16 protein-coding genes are annotated in these 19714 nt (G+C 74.4%); 12 read left to right on the forward strand and 4 right to left on the reverse strand.

Going from position 1 to position 19714, the window contains the following annotated elements:
• Position 1 precedes the first annotated feature (1 nt).
• The 5 genes from HH311_RS00590 to HH311_RS00610 are packed head-to-tail and all read left to right on the forward strand — an operon-like array spanning position 2 to position 7423.
• A complete protein-coding gene (locus HH311_RS00590; RefSeq protein ID WP_211189530.1) occupies positions 2 to 442 on the forward strand; it encodes a MaoC family dehydratase in 441 nt (146 codons plus the stop codon).
• Positions 439 to 2532 (forward strand): acetate--CoA ligase family protein, encoded by a 2094-nt coding sequence (locus HH311_RS00595; protein ID WP_169181663.1) that lies wholly within the window; start codon positions 439 to 441, stop codon positions 2530 to 2532. Before HH311_RS00590 ends, HH311_RS00595 begins: the two co-directional genes overlap by 4 nt.
• Entirely contained in the window at positions 2529 to 3698 is a 1170-nt protein-coding gene (locus HH311_RS00600) for a CaiB/BaiF CoA-transferase family protein (protein WP_169181664.1), read from the forward strand. Before HH311_RS00595 ends, HH311_RS00600 begins: the two co-directional genes overlap by 4 nt.
• Positions 3695 to 5830: an acyl-CoA dehydrogenase gene (locus HH311_RS32995; protein ID WP_169181665.1), complete on the forward strand. Its 2136-nt coding sequence runs from the start codon at positions 3695 to 3697 to the stop codon at positions 5828 to 5830. Before HH311_RS00600 ends, HH311_RS32995 begins: the two co-directional genes overlap by 4 nt.
• Before the next feature lie 9 nt (positions 5831 to 5839).
• Entirely contained in the window at positions 5840 to 7423 is a 1584-nt protein-coding gene (locus HH311_RS00610) for an AMP-binding protein (protein ID WP_169181666.1), read from the forward strand.
• Here the strand turns inward: HH311_RS00610 and HH311_RS00615 are convergent.
• Positions 7418 to 8086, reverse strand: a complete 669-nt coding sequence (locus HH311_RS00615) for a GntR family transcriptional regulator (RefSeq protein ID WP_211189450.1) — start codon at positions 8084 to 8086, stop codon at positions 7418 to 7420. The two genes, HH311_RS00610 and HH311_RS00615, sit on opposite strands and share 6 nt — an antisense overlap.
• 41 nt (positions 8087 to 8127) lie before the next feature.
• Between HH311_RS00615 and HH311_RS00620 the strand changes: the two genes are divergently transcribed.
• The 7 genes from HH311_RS00620 to HH311_RS00650 all read left to right on the forward strand — a co-directional run bounded on the left by HH311_RS00620 (position 8128) and on the right by HH311_RS00650 (position 17275).
• Entirely contained in the window at positions 8128 to 8904 is a 777-nt protein-coding gene (locus tag HH311_RS00620) for a citryl-CoA lyase (protein WP_169181667.1), read from the forward strand.
• Positions 8905 to 9012: 108 nt separating this feature from the next.
• Positions 9013 to 10542, forward strand: a complete 1530-nt coding sequence (locus HH311_RS00625; protein WP_169181668.1) for an HNH endonuclease signature motif containing protein — start codon at positions 9013 to 9015, stop codon at positions 10540 to 10542.
• A gap of 245 nt (positions 10543 to 10787) precedes the next feature.
• Positions 10788 to 12137, forward strand: coding sequence for an LLM class flavin-dependent oxidoreductase (locus HH311_RS00630; RefSeq protein ID WP_312029854.1), 1350 nt, complete (start codon positions 10788 to 10790; stop codon positions 12135 to 12137).
• Positions 12130 to 13353: a CaiB/BaiF CoA-transferase family protein gene (locus HH311_RS00635; RefSeq protein ID WP_169181669.1), complete on the forward strand. Its 1224-nt coding sequence runs from the start codon at positions 12130 to 12132 to the stop codon at positions 13351 to 13353. Before HH311_RS00630 ends, HH311_RS00635 begins: the two co-directional genes overlap by 8 nt.
• Positions 13353 to 14294: a CoA ester lyase gene (locus HH311_RS00640; protein WP_169181670.1), complete on the forward strand. Its 942-nt coding sequence runs from the start codon at positions 13353 to 13355 to the stop codon at positions 14292 to 14294. Before HH311_RS00635 ends, HH311_RS00640 begins: the two co-directional genes overlap by 1 nt.
• On the forward strand, positions 14291 to 15505 hold the full coding sequence (locus HH311_RS00645) for an MFS transporter (protein WP_169181671.1): 1215 nt from the start codon (positions 14291 to 14293) through the stop codon (positions 15503 to 15505). Before HH311_RS00640 ends, HH311_RS00645 begins: the two co-directional genes overlap by 4 nt.
• Before the next feature lie 165 nt (positions 15506 to 15670).
• Positions 15671 to 17275, forward strand: a complete 1605-nt coding sequence (locus HH311_RS00650) for a Na+/H+ antiporter (protein WP_169181672.1) — start codon at positions 15671 to 15673, stop codon at positions 17273 to 17275.
• 31 nt (positions 17276 to 17306) lie between these two features.
• On the opposite strand, the gene HH311_RS00655 is transcribed toward HH311_RS00650, so the two are convergent.
• The 3 genes from HH311_RS00655 to HH311_RS00665 all read right to left on the reverse strand — a co-directional run bounded on the left by HH311_RS00655 (position 17307) and on the right by HH311_RS00665 (position 19682).
• Positions 17307 to 17768 carry a hypothetical protein gene (locus HH311_RS00655; protein WP_169181673.1) on the reverse strand — a complete coding sequence of 154 codons (462 nt, stop codon included), beginning with the start codon at positions 17766 to 17768 and terminating at the stop codon, positions 17307 to 17309.
• Positions 17769 to 18625: 857 nt separating this feature from the next.
• Complete coding sequence (locus HH311_RS00660) at positions 18626 to 19048, reverse strand: MerR family transcriptional regulator (protein WP_169181674.1); 423 nt, start codon at positions 19046 to 19048, stop codon at positions 18626 to 18628.
• 175 nt (positions 19049 to 19223) lie between these two features.
• Entirely contained in the window at positions 19224 to 19682 is a 459-nt protein-coding gene (locus HH311_RS00665; protein ID WP_312029855.1) for an Hsp20/alpha crystallin family protein, read from the reverse strand.
• Between the last annotated feature and the right edge of the window lie 32 nt (positions 19683 to 19714).

Below are 19714 nucleotides of genomic sequence, written 5' to 3' on the forward strand. Positions count from 1 at the left end.
GATGTACTACGAGCAGTTCGTCGTCGGGGACACCATCGAGCACCCGCTGCGGCGCACGATCACCGAGGCCGACAACACGTGGTTCTCGGCGTTGACGATGAACCCCCAGCCGCTGCACATGGACGAGGAGTCCTCCCGCGACACGAACTTCGGGACGCGCATCGTCAACAGCATCTTCACCCTCGGCCTCGTCTGCGGGATGCCGGTGTACGACATGACGCTCGGGACCACGCTCGGCAACCTCGGGTTCACCGAGATCTCCTTCCCCGCCCCGGTATTCCACGGCGACACCCTGCGCTCGCGCACCACGGTCACCGAGAAGCGGGAGTCCCGGTCCAACCCCGCCGCCGGCATCGTCACCGCGCGCCACGAGGGCCTCAACCAGCGCGACGAGATCGTCTGCTCCTGCGTGCGGGTGTTCCTCATGAAGAAGCAGCCGTGAGCGCGATCGAGCCGCTGCCCGTCGACCCCCGGTTGGAGCCGCTGTTCCACCCGGGGTCGGTCGCGGTGGTCGGCGCGAGCTCCCGGCCGGAGCGGGTCGGGGCCCGCGTGCTGCGCTTCCTCGTCCAGGGCGGGTTCGCGGGGAGCATCCTGCCGGTCAACCCGCGCGCCGAGGAGCTGTACGGCCTGCGGTGCCACCCGTCGATCACGGCCCTGCCGGAGGTGCCCGACCTCGCCGTCCTCGCCGTCGACGCGTCCCAGGCGACGGCGGCGGTGCGGGAGCTCGCGGCCCGCGGCGGGCGGACCGCGATCTGCCTGGCGGCCGGGTTCCGGGAATCGGGTGCCGCCGGCGCGGTGCTCGAGGACGAGCTCGCCCGCACCGCCCGCGAGCTCGGCGTGACGCTCCTCGGCCCCAACTCCGCGGGCATCCGCCACACCGCGACCGGGCTCTTCGCCACCTTCGCCACCGACGTCGCGCTCGGCCCGCTGCCCGGATCGGTCGCCGTCGTCAGCCAGAGCGGCGGGCTCGCCGGCTACCTCGGCGCGGCCGTCACGAAGTCCCGCGGCATCGGCTACCGCTGGATCGTCGACCCCGGCAACGAGGCCGACGTCGACGTCGCCGACTGCCTCGCGGTGCTCGCCCGCGATCCCGAGGTGTCGGTGATCGGGCTGATCACCGAGGGCTTCTCCGACGGCGACCGCGTCCGCCGCGCCCTCGCGACGGCGGCCGCGCAGAGCACGCCCGTCGTGGTCCTGAAGATCGGGACCTCGGAGGCGGGGGCCCGCGCCGCGGCCTCCCACACGGGTGCGCTCGCCGGGAGCGACCGGGTCTACGACGCCGTGCTGCGCCAGCACGGTGTCCTGCGGGCCCGCGACGAGCACGAGTTCCTCGCGGCCCTGCGCCTGCACGCCGCCGGCCGGGTCCCGCAGGGCCGGGGCGTCGCGGTGTTCAGCCTCTCCGGCGGGGTGGCCACCCTGCTCGCCGACCTCTGCTCCGAGCGCGACCTCGACATCCCGACGCTGCCCCCGCCGCCGGACCCGGCCGCCGCCGAGGCCCTGCCCGCCGCCCGCTTCGACAACCCGCTGGACCTCACCGGCCAGATCGGCAGCCGGCCCGACCTGCTCGAGGACGTCCTCGACCACGTGCTCGGCCGCCCCGAGATCCACAGCGCGGTCCTGGGCTTCGCCTACATGCTGCAGGCGACCCACATCAGCGACGTGTTCGTGCCGGCGATCGTGCGGATGGCGGCCCGGCACGGCAAGCCGCTGATCATCACCGGACTCGCGAACGCGGCCGCGGAGGCCGACCTGGCCGCCGCCGGGATCCCGGTCGAACCGCTCGCGATCGACGCCGTCGACGCGATCGCCGCGGCGAGTCCGGCCCGCCCGGCGGGGCGGCCGGGCCCGAGGGCGTCCGTCCCGGCGCCTCCGGTCGCGGGGACGGTCGAGACCGGGCCCGCCGCGGCGGCCCGCCTGCGCGGCATCCCCTTCGTGACGTCGAGCGTGGTGACGCTCCCCGAGGAGGCCGCGGCAGTGGCCGCGGAGCTGGGGTGGCCCGTCGTCGCGAAGCTGGAGGGCACCGGCGAGGCCCACAAGACCGAGGGCGGCCTCGTCCGCACCGACCTGGCCGACCCGGCGGCGCTCGACGTCGCGTTCCGGGCCCTCGCCGCCGAGCGCGACCGTCGGGGTATCGGCCAGATCGTCCTGCAACCGCAGGTCGAGGGCGTCGAGACGGTGCTCGGGCTGTCGACCGATCCGACGTTCGGACCCGTCGTCATGGTCGGGCTCGGCGGGGTGTTCGTGGAGACGCTGCAGGACGTCGCGTTCGGGCTCCCACCGCTGGACCGCGCCGAGGCGGCCCGGGCGATCCGGTCCCTACAGGGTTTCCCGCTGCTCGACGGAGCCCGCGGGAGCCGCCCGGCGTGCGTCGAGGAGCTGGTCGACGCCGTCGTCGCCCTGTCCGACGCGGCGCTCGCGCACCGGGGGCGGCTGCTCGAGGCGGACGTGAACCCGTTCGTCGTGTCGTCCGTCCCGGGGCGCAGCGCCGCGGTCGACGTGCTGCTGACGTGGGCCGACGGTGGTCCCGAGTGACCGGGGCGGGCGGAGCGACGGGGAGAGGCACCGGCTGGCTCGACCGCACCGACACCGGGTCGGCCCTCGACGGCGTCCGGGTCCTCGACTTCTCCACGCTCCTGCCTGGGCCGCTGGCCACGCTGATGCTCGCCGAGCAGGGTGCGGACGTGCTCAAGGTGGAGCGGGCGGACACGGGGGACGAGATGCGCCACGTCGGGCCGTTCGCGGCGGACGGCTCGTCGATCCGCTTCACCCTGCTCAACGCCGGGAAGCGGTCGGTCGCCCTCGACCTGAAGTCGCCGGCCGGCGTCGCGACGGCACGCGCACTCGCCCGAGAGGCGGACGTCGTCGTCGAGGGCTTCCGACCCGGCGTCATGGACCGGCTCGGGCTCGGGGCGGATGTTCTGCGCGAGGACAACCCGCGGCTCGTGTACTGCCCGATCACCGGCTACGGGCAGGACGGGCCCCGCGCGCACACGCCGGGCCACGACCTCAACTTCGCCGCCGAGCTCGGGCTGCTCTCGCTCGTGCGAGACGCCGACGGCGCACCGCCGATGCCGGCGACGACGTGGGCCGACATCGGCGGCGGGAGCTACCCGGCGGTCCTCAACGTGCTGCTGGCGCTGCTGCGCCGCGAGCGGACGGGCGTCGGGGCCCACCTCGACGTCGCGATGGCCGAGAACCTGCTGACCTTCGTCTACTGGGGCGTCGCCGCGGGCGGTGCGGGCCGCTGGCCGACCGCGAACGGCGAGGTGGTCACCGGCGGGTCGCCGCGCTACGGGCTCTACCGCGCCGCGGACGGCCGCTGGCTCGCCGTCGCGGCGCTTGAGGACCGCTTCTGGCACCGGTTCTGCGCGGCCGTCGGCCTGGAGCCCGCGGTCCGTGACGACCCCGACCCGACGACGGTGCGCGCCGCGGTGGCCACCCGTCTCGCCGCGCGGACCTCGACCGAGTGGGAGGCGGTGCTCGCGGCGGCCGAGGCCTGCGTCAGCCCGGTCCGCGACCTGGCCGACGCGGTCGGCGACGAGCACGTCGTCGCCCGCGGCGTGCTCGCGGGCCGGGTCGCGACGCCGTCCGGCGAGACGCTGGCGGCCGTGCACGTCCCGCTCGCGGGCGCGCTGCGCCGACCGCCGTCGGCCGCACCGCCCCGCGCCCCCGATCTCCCCGCCGAGGAGGCCCCGTGACCATCGCCCTCGACCCCGAGCACGTCGACTTCCGGGCCGTGCTCGGCCAGGCCCTCGAGCGGATGAAGGCCACCCCGGCCGCCCACGCCGCGCTCGACCGGGACACCGAGACCCTGCCCACGCTCTGGGCCGAGGCCGCCGACCAGGGCTGGCTCGCCCTGCACCTGCCCGAGGACGTGGGCGGGGCCGGGGCCGGACTGTTCGAGGCCGCGCTGGTGATGGAGGCGGTCGGCGAGCACTGCGCCCCCGGTCCGTTCCTGCCGACCGTCCTGTCCGCGGCCGTGATCGACGCCCTCGGCTCGGAGGAGCTGCGCCACCGCCTCCTGCCCGACCTCGCGAGCGGCGAGCGGGTGGCCGCGACCGGGCTCGTGGACGGGGACGGCTTCGTCCTCGGCGCCGCCGTCGCGGACGTGCTCCTGCTGCGACGGGGCGACGACCTGCTCGTCGTCGACGCCGACCACGAGGGGGTCGTCCGCGAGGTGGTGCGCACGGTCGACCGCAGCGCGGGCGGGGCACGCGTGCGGTACACCGGGTCCGAGGTCGACGAGGTGCTGCCCGGCGGCGCCGCCCTCGCGCTGCGGATCGGGCGGGTGCTCGCCGCCGCACAGGCCGCCGGCGCCGCGAACGCCCTGGTCGGGATGAGCACCGGATACGCGCTGGTCCGGGAGCAGTTCGGGCGGCCGATCGGGTCCTTCCAGGCGGTCAAGCACCTCTGCGCGGACATGCTCGTGGCCGCCGGGACCGCGACCGCCGCCGTCTGGGACGCGAGCCGGCCCGGCGTGCGGACCGCGGACCAGGCGGGGCTCGACGCCGCGGTCGCCGCGACCGTGGCGCTGCCCGCGTTCCGGGTCTGCGCCGAGACGAACATCCAGGTCCACGGCGGGATCGGGTTCACGTTCGACCACGTCGCGCACCTCTACCTGCGCCGCGCCGCCACGCTCTCCGCCGTCTTCGACCCGGCGGGCACGGCGAGCGCGGACGTGCGGGCCCTCGCCGAGGCCGGGGTGACCCGCGACCGGGAGGTGCCACTGCCCGACGCGGCCGACGCCGTCCGGGCGGAGGCGCGGTCGTTGCGGACGCAGATCGCGGCCCTCCCCGCCGACGAGCAGGCGGAGGCGCTCGCCGCGTCCGGGGCCCTCATGCCGGAGTGGCCCCGGCCCTTCGGCCGCGCAGCCGGCACGCTCGAGCAGTACGTGCTCAAGCGGGAACTGGCCGAACTGCCCCGCCCCCGGATCGAGGTCCCCTGGGTGCCGATGACGATCGGCCAGCAGGGCACCCCGGACCAGGCGGAGCGCTACCTCCCCGGGTCGCTGCGGGGCACGGTGCGATGGTGTCAGCTCTCCTCCGAGCCCGACGCCGGGTCCGACGCCGCCGCCGTGCGCACCCGCGCGGTGCGCACCGATGGAGGGTGGCTCGTGACCGGGCAGAAGGTGTGGACCAGCCACGCCGGGACCGCCACGCACGGGCTCGCCACGGTGCGCACCGACCCGGACCGGCCCAAGCACGCCGGCCTGTCGCTGCTGATCGTCGACATGTCCTCCCCCGGGATCACCGTGCGGCCGTTGCGCGAGATCGTCGGCGGCGCCCGCCCGGGCGCGACCGAGTTCGGGGAGACGAGCTTCAACGAGGTGTTCCTCGACGACGTGTTCGTGCCCGACGCCGACGTCGTCGGCACGGTCGACGACGGGTGGCGCCTCGTGCGCATCCTGCTGGGCAACGAGCGCACCACGATCGGCGAGCGCAGCTCACCGATCACGGCGGAGGCCCTGCTCGACGCCCTGGTGCGGATCGCGCCGGACGACGCCGGGTTCTCCCGCGAGGTCGGCGCGGCCCTCGCCGAGGAGCAGGCGGTGCAGGCCCTGACCCTGCGGCGGCTGTTGCAGGCGATGACCGGCGCCGAGCCGGGCCCGGAGGCGCAGATCGCCAAGATCGTGAACTCCGAGCGCATCCAGCGGATCGCCGACGTCGGCCTGCGCCTCGTCGGCACCGCCGGCGTCGACGAGGCGGACGACTTCGGCTGGCTCTACCTGCGCAGCCGGTTCACCACGATCGGCGGCGGCACCTCGCAGATCACCCGCAACGTGCTCGCCGAGCGGGTGCTGGGGCTGCCCCGCGAGGTGGCTCGCCCCTAAGGAGGGCCCATGGAGTTGACGGACCACGGTGACCGAATCGCCCTGCTCGCCGACGGGGCGCCGACCACCTACGCCGAGCTCGCCGCGCAGGTCGACGCGCTGTCCGCCGACCTGGCCGCCCGAGGGGTGCGGCGCGGTCAGGTCGTCGGGCTGTGCCTGCCGACCTGGCCGGAGGCCGTGGCGTGGGAGTTCGCCCTCGCCGCGCTCGGCGCGGTCGCGATGGGCATCCACACCCGCTACCAGCGCCACGACGTCGCGCACCTGCTCCGGACCGCGGAGCCTGCCCACGTCGTGGTGCCGTTCGCGTTCCGCAGCGGCAGCCGGGAGCTCGACCTCGCCGGGACCCTGCGCGACGCCGCCACCGACGCCGGGGCTGCCCCGACGGTGCACGTCGTGCGCGCCCCGGACGGCGCGGAGCTCGCGGGCTTCGACCTCGGGGGCGGGGTCCACGCCTCCTGGGGCGACGGCGGCGGGGCGGCCATCCCCGACGTCGGGCAGCCGGGGGACCCGTTCAAGCTCTTCACCACGTCGGGCTCCACCAGCGCCCCGAAGCTCGCGGTGCACGACCGGGCGTCGGTGTTCGCGCACGCCGCGCACGCCGCCCGTGCCCTCGGACTCGGTCCCGGCGACGCCCTGCTGCTGCCCCTGCCGCTTGCCGGGGTCTTCGGGCACACGGCCGCGATGGCCGCCCTCGCCGCCGGCGCGACCCTCGTGCTCCAGCCCGTGTTCGACCCGGCCGGGGCGCTGCGGCTGGTGCGCGACCACCGGGTGACCCACCTGATCGGCGGCGACGACCTGTTCGGCCGGCTCAAGGACGCGTGGGAGGCGGATCCGGTGGAGCTGCCGGCGTGGCGGCACGGCGCGATCGCCGACTTCTCCGGGCGGTCTCCCGAGGTGGCGCACTGGGCGCAGGACCGCTTCGGGGTGCCGGTGTGCGGGGTCTACGGGTCCTCCGAGAGCTTCGCGCTCGCCGCGCTCCAGGACCCCGACCTGGACGTCCACCGCCGGGTGCGCGGCGGTGGCCGTCCGGTGTCGGACGACATCGAGGTCCGGGTGGTCGACGCCTCGTCGGGAACGGACCTCGCGGTCGGCGAGACGGGCGAGCTGTGGTTCCGGGGCCCGCACGTGATGAGCGGCTACCTCGGCAACACCGATGCGACGTCGGCCGCGCTCACGCCGGACGGCTGGCTGCGGACCTCCGACCTCGGGCACCTCGACCCCGACGACCCGCGCCGCTACCTCTACTCCTGCCGCGCGGGCGACGCGCTGCGGCTGCGCGGGTTCCTCGTCCAGCCCGCCGAGATCGAGGCGTTCCTCATCGAGCACGACGAGGTGGCGACGGCGAAGGTGGTCGGGGCGAAGGACGCCACCGGCGGCGACGTGGCGGTGGCCTTCGTCGTCGCCGTCGAGGGCTCCGGGTGCCGCGAGGAGGACCTGCTGACGCACTGCCGGGCCCACCTCGCGGCCTTCAAGGTGCCGACGCGCATCGAGCTGCTCGCGGAGCTCCCGACGACGGCCGGGACGAACGGGCCGAAGGTCCGCACCACGGTCCTGCGCGAGCGGGCCGCGACCCTGCTCGCGGACGGATCATGACCCGCGGTGACCGCTGAGCAGCTCCGCCGGGACCGCGTAGTGGCGCTCGGTGACCTCCCTCGCTCCCTCCCCGTCGCGCCGGCGCAGCGCGGCGACGAGCTCGTCGTGCTCGTCGAGGGCGCACGGCACGTGCTCCGGGAAGACCTCGAGGAAGGTCCGCGGGATCGTCCGGCCGGTCTGCGCGATCAGGCTGATCAACCGGCGGGACCGCGACGCCCGGTTGATGTCGCGGTGGAACCGCCAGTTGTGCTCGGCGAGTCGGTCCCCCGAGCGCATCGCCTCCTGCGACGCCTCCAGGTCGGCGAGCTCCTCCGCGGTCATCCGCTCCGCCGCGAGCTCCGCCGCGAAGCCGGAGAGCCGGGCCATGAGCCGGAAGTTGTCGACCACCTCCCCCGGCTCCAGACCGATCACCGTCACCCCGCTGCGCGGCGCCATCCGCAGCAGCCCCTCGGTCTGGAGCGCCAGGCACGCCTCGCGGACCGGCGTGCGGCTCACCCCCAGCTCGGCGGCCACGGCATCGAGGTCGAGCCGCTCGTCGCGCCGGTACCGGCCGGTCAGGATGCGATCCCGCAGCTCGCGGGCCACCCGGTCGCGCACGGTGTCACCGAGCCGCCCGACCGGGGCCCCGGCCAGGGCCCACGGTCCTTCGTCCGCTTCGTCCACCCCGCCGAGTCTAGAGATATATCAGGTAGAGGAGCCCGCCCGTGTCCTACTCCCCCACCCCGATCCGCTCCGACATCGCCTGGAGCACCCCCGACCGCATCGCTGTGCGCGGGCTGGACCTGCCGTCGGAGATCCTCGGCCACTTCTCCCTGGCCGACTTCTCCTTCCTCCAGCTCACCGGCCGTCGTCCCACGCCCGAGCAGTCCCGCGTGTACGACGCGCTGCTGATCACGCTGGTCGAGCACGGCCTGACGCCGAGCGCGCTGGCGGCGCGCATGACCTACGCGGGCGCTCCGGAGTCACTGCAGGCGGCCGTGGCGGCCGGACTGTGCGGGCTCGGCAGCGTCTTCGTCGGGAGCACCGAGGGCGCCGCGCGCATGCTCACCGACGCGCTCGCCGACGACCCCGAGGACCTCGACGCGGCCGCGGCGGAGATCGTCGCGGGCTTCCGCGCCCGCCGCGAACCCGTCCCGGGGATCGGGCACCCGTTCCACAAGCCGGTGGACCCGCGGGCGCCCCGGCTCTTCGAGATCGCCGCCGAGAACGGCCTGTCCGGGCGCTACGTCGACCTGGTGCAGCGCGTCGCGGCCGCCGGAGGCCGGGCGATCGGGAAGGACCTGCCCTGCAATGCGACCGGGGCGATCGGCGCCCTGACCTGCGAGCTCGGCCTCCCGGTGCGCGCGGTGCGCGGTCTCGGGGTGATGGCCCGCGCGATCGGGCTCGTCGGGCACATCCTCGAGGAGGGCGAGCGGCCGATGGCGGTCGAGCTGTGGCGCCGGGCCGACGACGAGGCCTCGGCACACCTGCGGCCGGAGTGACCGGTTCGCATTGCTCCGTTCGACAGGACGGAGGATGGCGACCGCTGATCGAACATGCGTTCGAACAGCGGATGTTCTCGCAGCTCAAGGGCACCTAGCCTGATCGACATGAGCACGAGCGACGCCGACGAGGCGGTCATCGCCCGGGCCCGCGACGCCATGACCGCGGCCCGGCTCGCCGAGCACGCCCTGCTCACCACCATCGGGGAACTCGCCGAGACGGCCGCCTGGACGTCCACCGGACACCGCGACCTCGGCCGCTTCCTCGAGGAACTCTGGCGCCTCGACCACGCCCACGCCCGACACCTCCTGCGTCACGCCGAACAAGCCCTGCCGCTGGTCGCACTCTCCGGCCAGGACCTGCCCCCGCGCCTGCCCGCCTCCGCCGCGGCCGCCGCCGACGGCGCCATCGGCGAGGAACACCTGCGCGTCCTCGTCCGCGCCATGGACCGCATCATCGCGCTCGAGGACATCGAACCCGCCCAGGTCACCGCCGCCGAGGACCTCCTGGCGTCCTCGGCGCGACAGCTCTCCCCGCACGGCCTCGAACGCGTCGCGGCCCGGCTGCTGGCCACCCTCGACCCCGACGGGGCCGCACCGGCCGAGCCCGACGAACCCGACGACGAATGGCTGCTCGTCCACCGTCGCGACGGCACCCTGGCCTTCACCGGCCACATCCACGGCGCCGCCGACGTCGAACTGCTCCTCGAGACCCTCGACGCCCTCGCCGGACCCGCCGGCCCCGACGACACCCGCCCCCTCGGCGCCCGCCGCGCCGAAGCCCTGCTCGACCTCTGCGCCGCCGCCCACACCCCCACCGGCCTCATCGACCCCCAGGACACCGAGGACCCCCAACCCCGCCCTGACGACGTGGCGTCAGAGGGCGAGGACCCCGACGGCGAGGACTCCGACGGCGAGGACTCCGACCTGGAACGCCGCCACAGCCGACTCCACCTCGTCCCCGACGAGCCCGATCCCCACGAGCCCGATCCCCACAAGTCCGATCCCCACGAGTTCGATCCCGGCCCCGGCGCCCGCAGCGAGCCCGATCCCGGCGTTGGCGGACCGGACGACAGTCCGCCCGCACCACCGTCGACCCCTTCGCGAGCGCGCCCCGGCGCGCACCGGGCGGGGCGACTCCCGATCCCCGCCCGCGCGCAGGTCGCGGTCACCATCCCCCTCGAGTGGCTGCGCGCCCAGATCGGCCACGCCGAGTTCGACACCGGACGCCCCCTCGACCCCGCCGCCGCCCGACGCCTCGCCTGCGACGCCCAGATCCTCCCCGCCGTCCTGGGCACCCGCAGCGAACCGGTCGAACTCGGCCGCGCCACCTACGCCGTCACCGAAGCCCTCCGCCGCCTGCTGACCATCCGCGACCGCGGCTGCGCCCACCCCGGCTGCACCCGCCGCCCCCGCCGCTGCCACGCCCACCACATCCGCCACTGGATCGACGGCGGGGACACCGACCCCGACAACCTCGTCCTGCTCTGCCGCTACCACCACCACCTCGTCCACCACGGCGGCTGGGACATCCGCATGATCGGCGGCCGCCCGTGGTTCACCCCACCCCGCTGGATCGACCCCGCCCGACGACCCGTCCCCGGCGGCGGCAGCCCACCCGGCACCGTCGCGGCCTGACCGTCAGACCCGCGCGGGCTCCCCGCCGGGGAGTTCGTTGAGCACGGGCACGGGGTGGTCGCGGAGCGACGGCAGGACGGGCCCGGTCATCGCGCGAGGTACCCGCCGTGCCGCCGCCGGCACCAACGCGACACGTCCCGACAGGTCGAGAGGCACGCGGGCCCCCTCCTCCTGCCCGGTTGACCTTTCCCGATCCCGGCCCTACGGTCAATACCTGATATATCAGAGCCGTCGATGGAGGTTCCGTGCCGCGACCCGATCAGATGTCCCTCGTCGCGTTCCTGCAGGCATCGAACGTGTCGGTGTACTCCGGGTCGTGGCGCTACCCGTCGGCCACCCAGGACTTCGGGGACCTGCGTTACTACCAGCGGATCGCGCGGGTCCTCGAGGAGGGCACGTTCGACCTGATGTTCTTCGACGACCGCCTCGCGATGCCGGCGATCTACGGGGACTCGACCGACGACGCGGTCCGCTACGGCGCCCGCCCGGTCAAGCTCGACCTCACCGCGGTGCTCGGCGTGTGCGCGGCGGCGACGGAACGGTTGGGCCTGGGGGCGACGTACTCGACGACGTACTACCCGCCCTTCCACGTCGCCCGGACCTTCGCCACGCTCGACCAGCTCACCCGCGGCCGCAGCGCGTGGAACGTGGTCACCAGCGTCAACGACGCCGAGGCCCGCAACTTCGGCCAGGAGATCCACCTCGGCCACGACGAGCGCTACGACCGGGCCGAGGAGTTCGTCGAGGTCGTGGCGCAGCTGTGGGACTCCTGGGAGGACGACGCGGTCGTCGGCGACCGCGACTCGGGCCTGTTCGCCGACCCGACGAAGGTCCACGAGCTGCACCACCACGGGCGGTACTTCGACGTGCGCGGGCCGCTCACGGTGCCCCGTTCACCCCAGGGGCGGCCGGTCCTGCTGCAGGCGGGCTCGTCGGGGCGGGGCCGCGACTTCGCCGCCCGCTGGGCCGAGCTGATCTTCACTGGCGACCCGAGCCGCGAGGTCGCCGCCGAGCACTACCGCGACCAGAAGGAGCGCATCGCGGCCGCCGGGCGTGATCCGGACGACGTGCGGATCCTGCCGATGGCCTACACCGTCGTCGGCGAGACCGAGGCGATCGCGAAGGAGAAGGAGGAGATCCTCCTGTCGCAGCTGGTGCACCCGATGGCGTCCCTGACGCTGCTCTCCGAGCTGCTCAACCACGACTTCTCCGGGCACGACCTCGACGACCCCGTCACCGACGAGCTGATCGCGGGCGTCTCCGGCATCCGCGGTCTGGTGGAGGGGGTCCGACGGCAGGTCGGCGACGAGCCGCTGACCCTGCGCACCCTCGCGGCCCACCGGGCGACGCTGCTGCAGGGGCCGCGGTTCGTCGGGACCGGCGAGCAGGTCGCCGAGCAGATGGCCGACTGGTTCACCGCCGAGGCCTGCGACGGCTTCGTCCTCGCGGCCACCCACTTCCCCGGCTCGTTCGAGGACGTCGTCCGGATGGCCGTGCCGCACCTGCGCCGCCGCAGGGTGTTCCGCTCCGAGTACCCCGGCACGACGCTGCGGGACACGCTCGGGCTGCCACGCCCGGAGCGCCTGCATGTCTGAGTCGTCCCCCGTCGCTCCGCTCGCCCCGGAGCTCCCCCTCCGCGGACTCCGCGTCCTGGACATGGCTTCGCTGGCTGCGGCGCCGCTCGCCGCGACCTACCTCGGCGAGTTCGGCGCCGACGTCGTCAAGGTCGAGCCCCCCGGCGTCGGCGACGCGATCCGCGGGTGGGGCGCCCAGAAGGACGGCGTCGGCCTGATGTGGAAGAGCATCGGGCGCAACAAGCGCTCGGTGACCGTCGACCTGCGGGTGCCCGACGGGCAGGACCTCGCTCGGCGGCTGGCCGCGCAGTGCGACGTCGTCGTCGCGAACACCCGCCCGCAGACCCTGCGGCGCTGGGGCCTCGACTTCGAGCGCCTCCACGCGGAGAACCCGCGCGCGGTGATGCTGCACGTCACCGGCTTCGGGTTGGAGGGCCCGAAGAGCCAGCGGCCGGGATTCGGCACGCTCGGCGAGGCGATGAGCGGGTTCGCGCACATGACCGGCGAGGCCGAGGGCCCGCCGACGCTGCCCGCCTTCATGCTCGCCGACTCCGTCGCGTCCCTGAACGCCGCCTACGCCGTGATGATGGCGCTCTACGACCGCGACGTGCACGGCGCGCCGGGCCGGCTCATCGACGTCAACCTGCTCGACCCGCTCGCCCGGATCCTCGAGCAGTCCCTGGTCACCTGGGACGCGGTCGGCACGGTCGGGCGGCGGGCCGGCAACAAGTGGGACATCTCCGCGCCGCGCAACACCTACCGCACCGCCGACGGCCGCTGGATCGCGATGTCGGGGAGCGCGCCCACCGTGGCGCTGCGGGTGTTCCGGGCGATCGGGCGGCCGGACCTCGCCGAGGACCCGGACTTCTCCGACGCGCAGCGCCGCCTCGCCCGCGCCGGCGAGGTCGACGCGGTGGTCGCCGACTGGGTCGCGCAGCAGACCCTGGACGACGCGATGGCCGTCTTCGAGGCCGCCGAGATCGCCGCCGCCCCGGTCTACGACGTGACCGACCTCGTCGCCGACGAGCAGATGGTCGCCCGTGAGGTGTTCCGGCGCGTCCCCGACGACCAGCTCGGCAGCCTGCTCGTGCAGGGACCGGTGCCGCGGATGTCCGGCGTCGACGCCCGGATCGACCACCTGGGGCCGGAGCTCGGCGCCCACACGCGCGAGGTGCTCGTCGAGGCGGGCCTGACCGACGCCGAGATCGACGACCTGTCGTCCCGAGGAGTGATCTGATGACCGTCCCGGCTGCCCCGTCGCTCCGCTCGCCCCGCCCACCCGTCCGCCGCTCCGAGCTCGCCACCCCGGCCAGCAACGACCGGATGTTCGCGAAGGCCGCCGGGGCCGGTGCGGACATGGTCTTCCTCGACCTCGAGGACGCCGTCGCGCCCGCGTTCCGCGAATCCGCGCGGGCCAAGGCGATCGCCGCGCTCAACGAGATCGACTGGGGCACCACGGTCCGCGCCGTCCGCATCAACGGCGTGGACACGCACTGGTGCCACGACGACGTCATCGACCTCGTCGAGCAGGCCGGGGCGAACCTCGACACGATCGTCGTGCCGAAGGCGACCTCGGCCCGCGACGTCTGGTTCGTCGACACCCTGCTCACCCAGCTGGAGCGCAAGCTGGGACTGGAGCGGCGCATCCGGCTGGAGGTGCTGATCGAGAACGTCGCCGGGCTCGCTCACGCCGAGGAGATCGCGACGGTGTCCGACCGGCTCGACGCGCTGATCTTCGGCGCCGGCGACTTCAGCGTCTCGCTCGGCGCGCGGGTCGACACGAACTTCGTGCCCACCGTCGACTACCCGGGCGACTTCTGGCACCACGCCCGCTCGACGGTGGCCGTGGCCGCCCGGATCGCCGGGGTGCTCGCGATCGACGCGCCCTACCCCGATTACCGGGACCCCGAGGGCTACCGCCGCGAGGCCACCCGTGCCTCGGCGCTCGGCTTCTCCGGCAAGTGGGCGATCCACCCCTCGCAGGTCGCGATCGCGAACGAGGTCTTCTCCCCCACGCCCGCCGAGGTCGAGCACGCCCGCCGCACCCTCGAGGCCTACCGGGAGGCCGAACGGAACGGGCTCGGTGCGACGGGGATGGACGGCAAGCTCGTCGACGCCGCCCACGTCAAGCTCGCCGAGGAGCTCCTCGCGCGGGCCGACGGGATCGAGGCGCGGTGAGCCGCCGGTGGGTGGTGGCCACGGGAGTCCTGATCATCACCGCCGTCGCCTACGTCGACCGGGTCAACCTCTCGGTGGCCGAGCCGGTCCTCGCCCGCGAGTTCCACGCCTCGACGGCCGTGCTCGGGGTCATCCTGTCCTCGTTCACGTGGACCTACACCGCGTGCGCCATCCCGGCCGGTCTCCTCGTCGACCGGGTCCGCACCCGGGTGGTCTTCCCCGCGATCCTCGGGCTGTGGGCGGTCGCCAGCTTCCTGACGGCGGGGGTGCGGACGGTCGGCGGGCTGATCGCCCCGCGGCTGCTGCTGGGTGTCAGCGAGTCCCCCTTCGCCCCGGCGTCGATCCGGACGCTGAACACGTGGCTCCCGCAGCGGGAGCGGGGCCTCGGGTCGAGCATGTTCATCTCCGGGGTCGCCCTCGGCTCGGCCGTCGGACCTCCGGGGCTCGCCTGGCTGGTCGCCCACCACGGCTGGCAGAGCTGCTTCGTCGCCACCGGCATCCTCTCCGCGGTGATCGCCGTGGTGTGGGCCGTGGCCTACCGCGAACCGCGCCCGGCGGAGGACCACTCCCCCGCCCCCGAGGAGCGCCCGACCGCCCTGCCGTGGCGCGCCCTGCTCGGCTCGCGCAACCTCTGGTTCCTCATCGGCGGCTACTTCTGCCTGCTCTACATCCTCTACACGTTCGTCTCGTGGGTGCCGGGCTACCTCGTCGCCGACCGTGGCTTCACCCTGCTCGGCTCCGGGGTCTCGACGTCGATCCCGTGGGCGGTCGCCTTCGTCGCCGGCCTGTTCGGCGGCCGGCTCTCCGACGCCGCGCTGCGTCGCGGCCGCGCCCCGCTGGCGGCCCGCAAGGTGGTGCTGGTGGGCGGCATGGTCGTCGCGCTCGCCATCGTCGGCGCCGCCCTGATCGACTCCGCTGCCGCCGCGATCGTGTTCCTCGCGATCTCGACGTCCGGGATCATCGTCGCCAACGGTGCCGTGTGGGCCGCGACCCAGGACGTGGTGCACGACCTGGGCATGACGGGCTCGGCCTCCGGTTTCGTGAACTTCTGGGGCAACGTCGGCGGGATCCTCGGCCCGATCGTCACCGGCGTCCTCGCCACCACCACGGGCACCTTCGTCGCCCCGCTGGTCGTCGCCGGCGCGCTCGCCCTGGTCGGTGCGGCGTCGTTCGGGGCGCTGCGCCCACGGGATCAGGCCGTGGCGTCCTAGCCCCACCTCTTGCTCAATGGTTCGGCAGCGCCTCCACCACGACACCGGCGCCCTTGCGGGCCCGGCGAAGGCACGGACGCCGACCGGCAGGTCAGACCTCCAGGAGTTCGGCGAGCCGGGCCGGAGGCTGGGACCTGCCGGGCCGGTGCCCTAGCGTCGTACGGCGTGTACGACCCCACCGGGCTGACGATCCTCGTCCTCTTCGGCGTGGTGATCCTGGCGCTCTCGATCCTGGCGCGACGGACCGGGACGAACGCACCGGTCCTGCTCATCCTCGGCGGCGTGGCGCTGGCTCTGGTGCCGACGATCGCACGCCTGCAGGTGCCACCCGAGTTGGTCGTCCTGATCTTCCTGCCTGCGCTGCTGTACTGGGAGTCGCTGACGACGTCGCTGCGGAAGATCCGTCGCGATCTGCGCAGCCTGGTCCTCTCCTCGGTGTTCCTCGTCCTCGCCACGGCCGCCGCCGTCGCGGCGGCCGCCCACTACGCGCTCGGCATGGACTGGGCCGTGGCGTTCGTGCTCGGGGCGATCGTGGCGCCGACGGACGCGACGGCCGTGACGGCCGTCGCGCGCGACCTCCCCCGCCGCCAGCTGACGATGCTGCGTGCGGAGAGCCTGGTCAACGACGGCACGGCGCTCGTCGTCTTCTCGGTGGCGCTGGGGGTCGCGACCGGTCAGGAGGAGTTCCGGGTGCTGGGCGCCCTCGGCGATTTCGCGATCTCCTACCTCGGTGGGATCGCGGTCGGCGCCCTCGTCGCGTGGCTCGCGGTCCTCGCCCGCCGGATCGCCGCCGACCCGATGCTCGTGACCGTGGTCAGTGTCCTCACCCCGTTCGTCGCCTTCCTGCTCGCCGAGGAGATCCACGCATCGGGTGTGCTGGCGGTCGTGGTGTGCGGTCTGGGGATCGCGCGCGTCGGCCCGCGCATCACCAGCGCCCGCGCCCGTGTCCTGGTCCATTCGTTCTGGCAGGTCACGACCTTCCTGCTCAACGCCGCGCTCTTCGTCCTGGTCGGGATGCAGCTGCCGCGAGCCATCAGCACCGTGTCGTCGCGGTCGGTCGCCGCGGCGGTCGGCGGCGCGCTGCTCGTCGCGGTCGTCGTGGTCGCGACCCGGTTCGTCTGGTTCTTCACCGTTCCGTACGTGATCAGGACGCTCGACCGCCGCCCGGCGCAGCGCGCCCGGCGCATCGGCGCCCGGGGACGCCTGCCGCTGGCCTGGTCGGGGTTCCGGGGAGCGGTGTCGCTCGCGATCGCGCTCGCCGTCCCGCTGACCACGACGGCGGGCACGCCGTTCCCGGAGCGCGACCTGCTCATCGTCCTCGCGCTGGGGGTCATCCTCGTGACCCTCGTCGGGCAGGGCCTGACGCTCCCGGCCGTGATCCGCTTCGGTCGGTTCGGACCCGACACGGCCTTCGACGACGAGGTGCTGCTGGCGCGGCGCCGCACCCTCGACGCCGCGCTGGTGGCGCTTCCCCGGCTCGCGGCCGAGCGCGCGGTCCCCGAGGCGCTCGCCCGACGCGTGCGCGCCGAGCAGGAGCACCGCCTCCACATCCTCGACCCCGCCCACGGCACGCTCGACGACGACCTCGACGACGCCGCCGAGGACGCCGCGATGGAACGTGACCTGCGTGTGGCGCTGCTCGACGAGCGGCGTCGGGTGCTGCTCGCCCTCCGCGACGAGTCCGTGATCGACGACGCCGTCGTGCTCCGCGTGCAGGCCGAGCTCGACAACGAGGAGCTGGGGCTGCGCGGTGCGCCCGGCCCGGAGTGATCCGAGGGGGCGGATTCTCGGCGCGACGACGTCAGCCTGTCCGGTCGACCCGGTCGTGCCGGGTGTCCTCCAGGGGTGACGGGGACGACCCGGCGGCGCGGGTGGGGATCAGGGCGTCGGGTGCGGGCGGTGGTGGGAAGAGCTGGAAACAGAAGTCCACGGTGAGGTTGCCGTGGCCGGAGTCGTCGACGGTGGCGCGGGTGGTGATCAGCCCGGCGGAGTCGGCGGAGTGCAGGGCGGCCAACAGCCCGGCCAGCCGGGCGGCGGCGCCGTGAGGTGGCCGGTCGGTCTGGATCAGGGTGCGATGCGAGGGGGTCAGCGTCCAGGCCTGCGCGGAGCCGGCGCCCTGGTTGGTGGCGGTGACGACGTCGAGCAGCCAGTGCGCGGGTTTCCCCGCGAACGGGGCGGTCTTGTGGGCCAGTACCTCGACGACGTGGTCGGCGCGGACCAGCCCGTGATCGAGGGTCTCGATCCATACCCGCTGCAGTCCCACCGCGTCTCCCCTCCCGTGCTTCGTCGTCCCTCTGGGCTCACGTGATCGCGTGACGGTGGCTGCTCTCGACGTCTCGCGTGCCTCACCGCCGCGAAGGACCGCCGGACGGACACGCCGGGAGCGGCCCCGGAGCCGCAGGCCGGCGCCACCGCCTGGGACCGACCCGGTCACCGATGGAGCGCGGCGTGCCGCCGCTGGGGTGGTCGGTCCAGGGGGATTGCGTCCGGCACTGCGTGTCCGGGGCCGCCCCCGAGCGGAGTGATCAGACCCTGTTCAGAGAGGCGTCCGGCGATTCACTCACCTCCTTCCCGTCACGCCGGTCGAGGTGGTCCCCTCGGCGCGTGGCGGAGGGGAACGGGGCCCCGGGCCGGGTCGTCGGCGGCTCCCGACGTGCCCCTGGTCGATGCTCGGCCCTCGGAGCGACCCCCCGCGACGCGCCACCGGGCGACCCGACCCGCCACCCCGGCGGGTCCGGGTGGCCGGCCGGGGCGGAATCCGCGCGGGCACCCGCTCGCCCCGGCCCGGTGGGTATTCGGCGAGCACGATCGCTACGAACTCGGCGTCGAACACCGCCTGGTCGGCGGCGGGCTCGGCCACCGGCCGGGCCGGCTCTGCCGCCGGCTCACCGCTCCGGCCCGGGCTCCCACCGGGGGAGCAGACCGGGGCCGGGCCCTCGACGGACAGCGTCCCCGCTCGCTCGAGCGCGTCGAGTACGACGGTCATCGTCTGAACACCTCCTCCGGGCACGAGCGCACCGGCTTCAGCGTCCTGTTCTGTGTCTCAACTCACTGGGTAGTTACAACTATAGCTGCAGCTTTTTGTGAGGGTCAACCCCTCATCTTCGTCGGTGGCGGCGGTCAGTCGTCGGGAGCGAGCAGCACCTGCCCGCGGGCGGTGTCGCGCTCGTCGAGGGCGGTGTCACGCTCGTTCCGGGCGGTGTCGCGCTCGTCGAGGGCGGTGTCACGCTCGTCCCGGGCGGTGTCGCGCTCGTCGCGGGTGCGGGCGTGGCGGGCCTGTTCGGCGGCCAGATCGGCCCGCAGATCGAGAATCTCCGCCGCGCTGGCCAGCGTGTGCCCCTGCTCGGCCATCTCGCGCAGCGCGACCACCCGGTCGAGCTGGTTGCGGGAGTAGCGCCGATGGCCCCCGGCCGAGCGGGCCGGGCTCAGCAGTCCGGCAGCGTCCAGGCTGCGCAGGAACGCCGGCGTCACCTCCAGCAGCTCCGCGGCCTGTCCCATCCCGAACGTCGGGTGATCAGGGTCGTCGAGGCGTTCCAGGGCCATCGGTGCTCGTCTTCTTTCCGCCTGGCCCCGGAAACACCGAACGGGGCGGGTCGCTACGACCCGCCCCGCCCGGCCCTCGCGGGTGGCTCACGTCGGGGTTCGGTTCGACTGACTGAGGTCGGCGACCCCGGTGGCCGGCCGCGGGTTCGACGTCCCGCCGGCCCGCGCCCTGGCCCTACCCGGATGCGCTCTCCTGGGTGGTGGCCTTGTCCTTGCCGCCCTCGATGGTGTGCGGTGTGCCGGCGTGCTCGATGCTGATCTGGCGCGGCTTGGCCCGCTCGGCGATCGGGATCGTCAAGCTCAGCACGCCGTCGACGTAGGCGGCGTGGAGGTTCTCGCGGTCGAGCTCCGGGCCCAGCGACAGCCGACGGCTGAACCGCCCCCGAGGCCGCTCGGCCACCAACCAGTCCCCGACGTCGGCCGGGGCGGTGCGCTCCGCCGAGACGGTCAGGGTGTTTCCGTCGACCGACACGTCGATCGAGCCGGGGTCGACCCCGGGGACGTCGAAGCTCGCCACGAAGTGGTCCTCGGCCCGGTAGAGATCCATCGGCATCCCGGTGCCGGCCTGGCCCCGCCAGCCGGTCATCCGGTCCAGCGATCGGAACGCGTCGAACGGGTCGTAGTTCAGCAGCACGATCTCCTCACTCCCCTCATCACCGCACTGCC

The organism is Actinomycetospora sp. TBRC 11914 (genome assembly GCF_012933465.1).
GTDB lineage: Bacteria > Actinomycetota > Actinomycetes > Mycobacteriales > Pseudonocardiaceae > Actinomycetospora.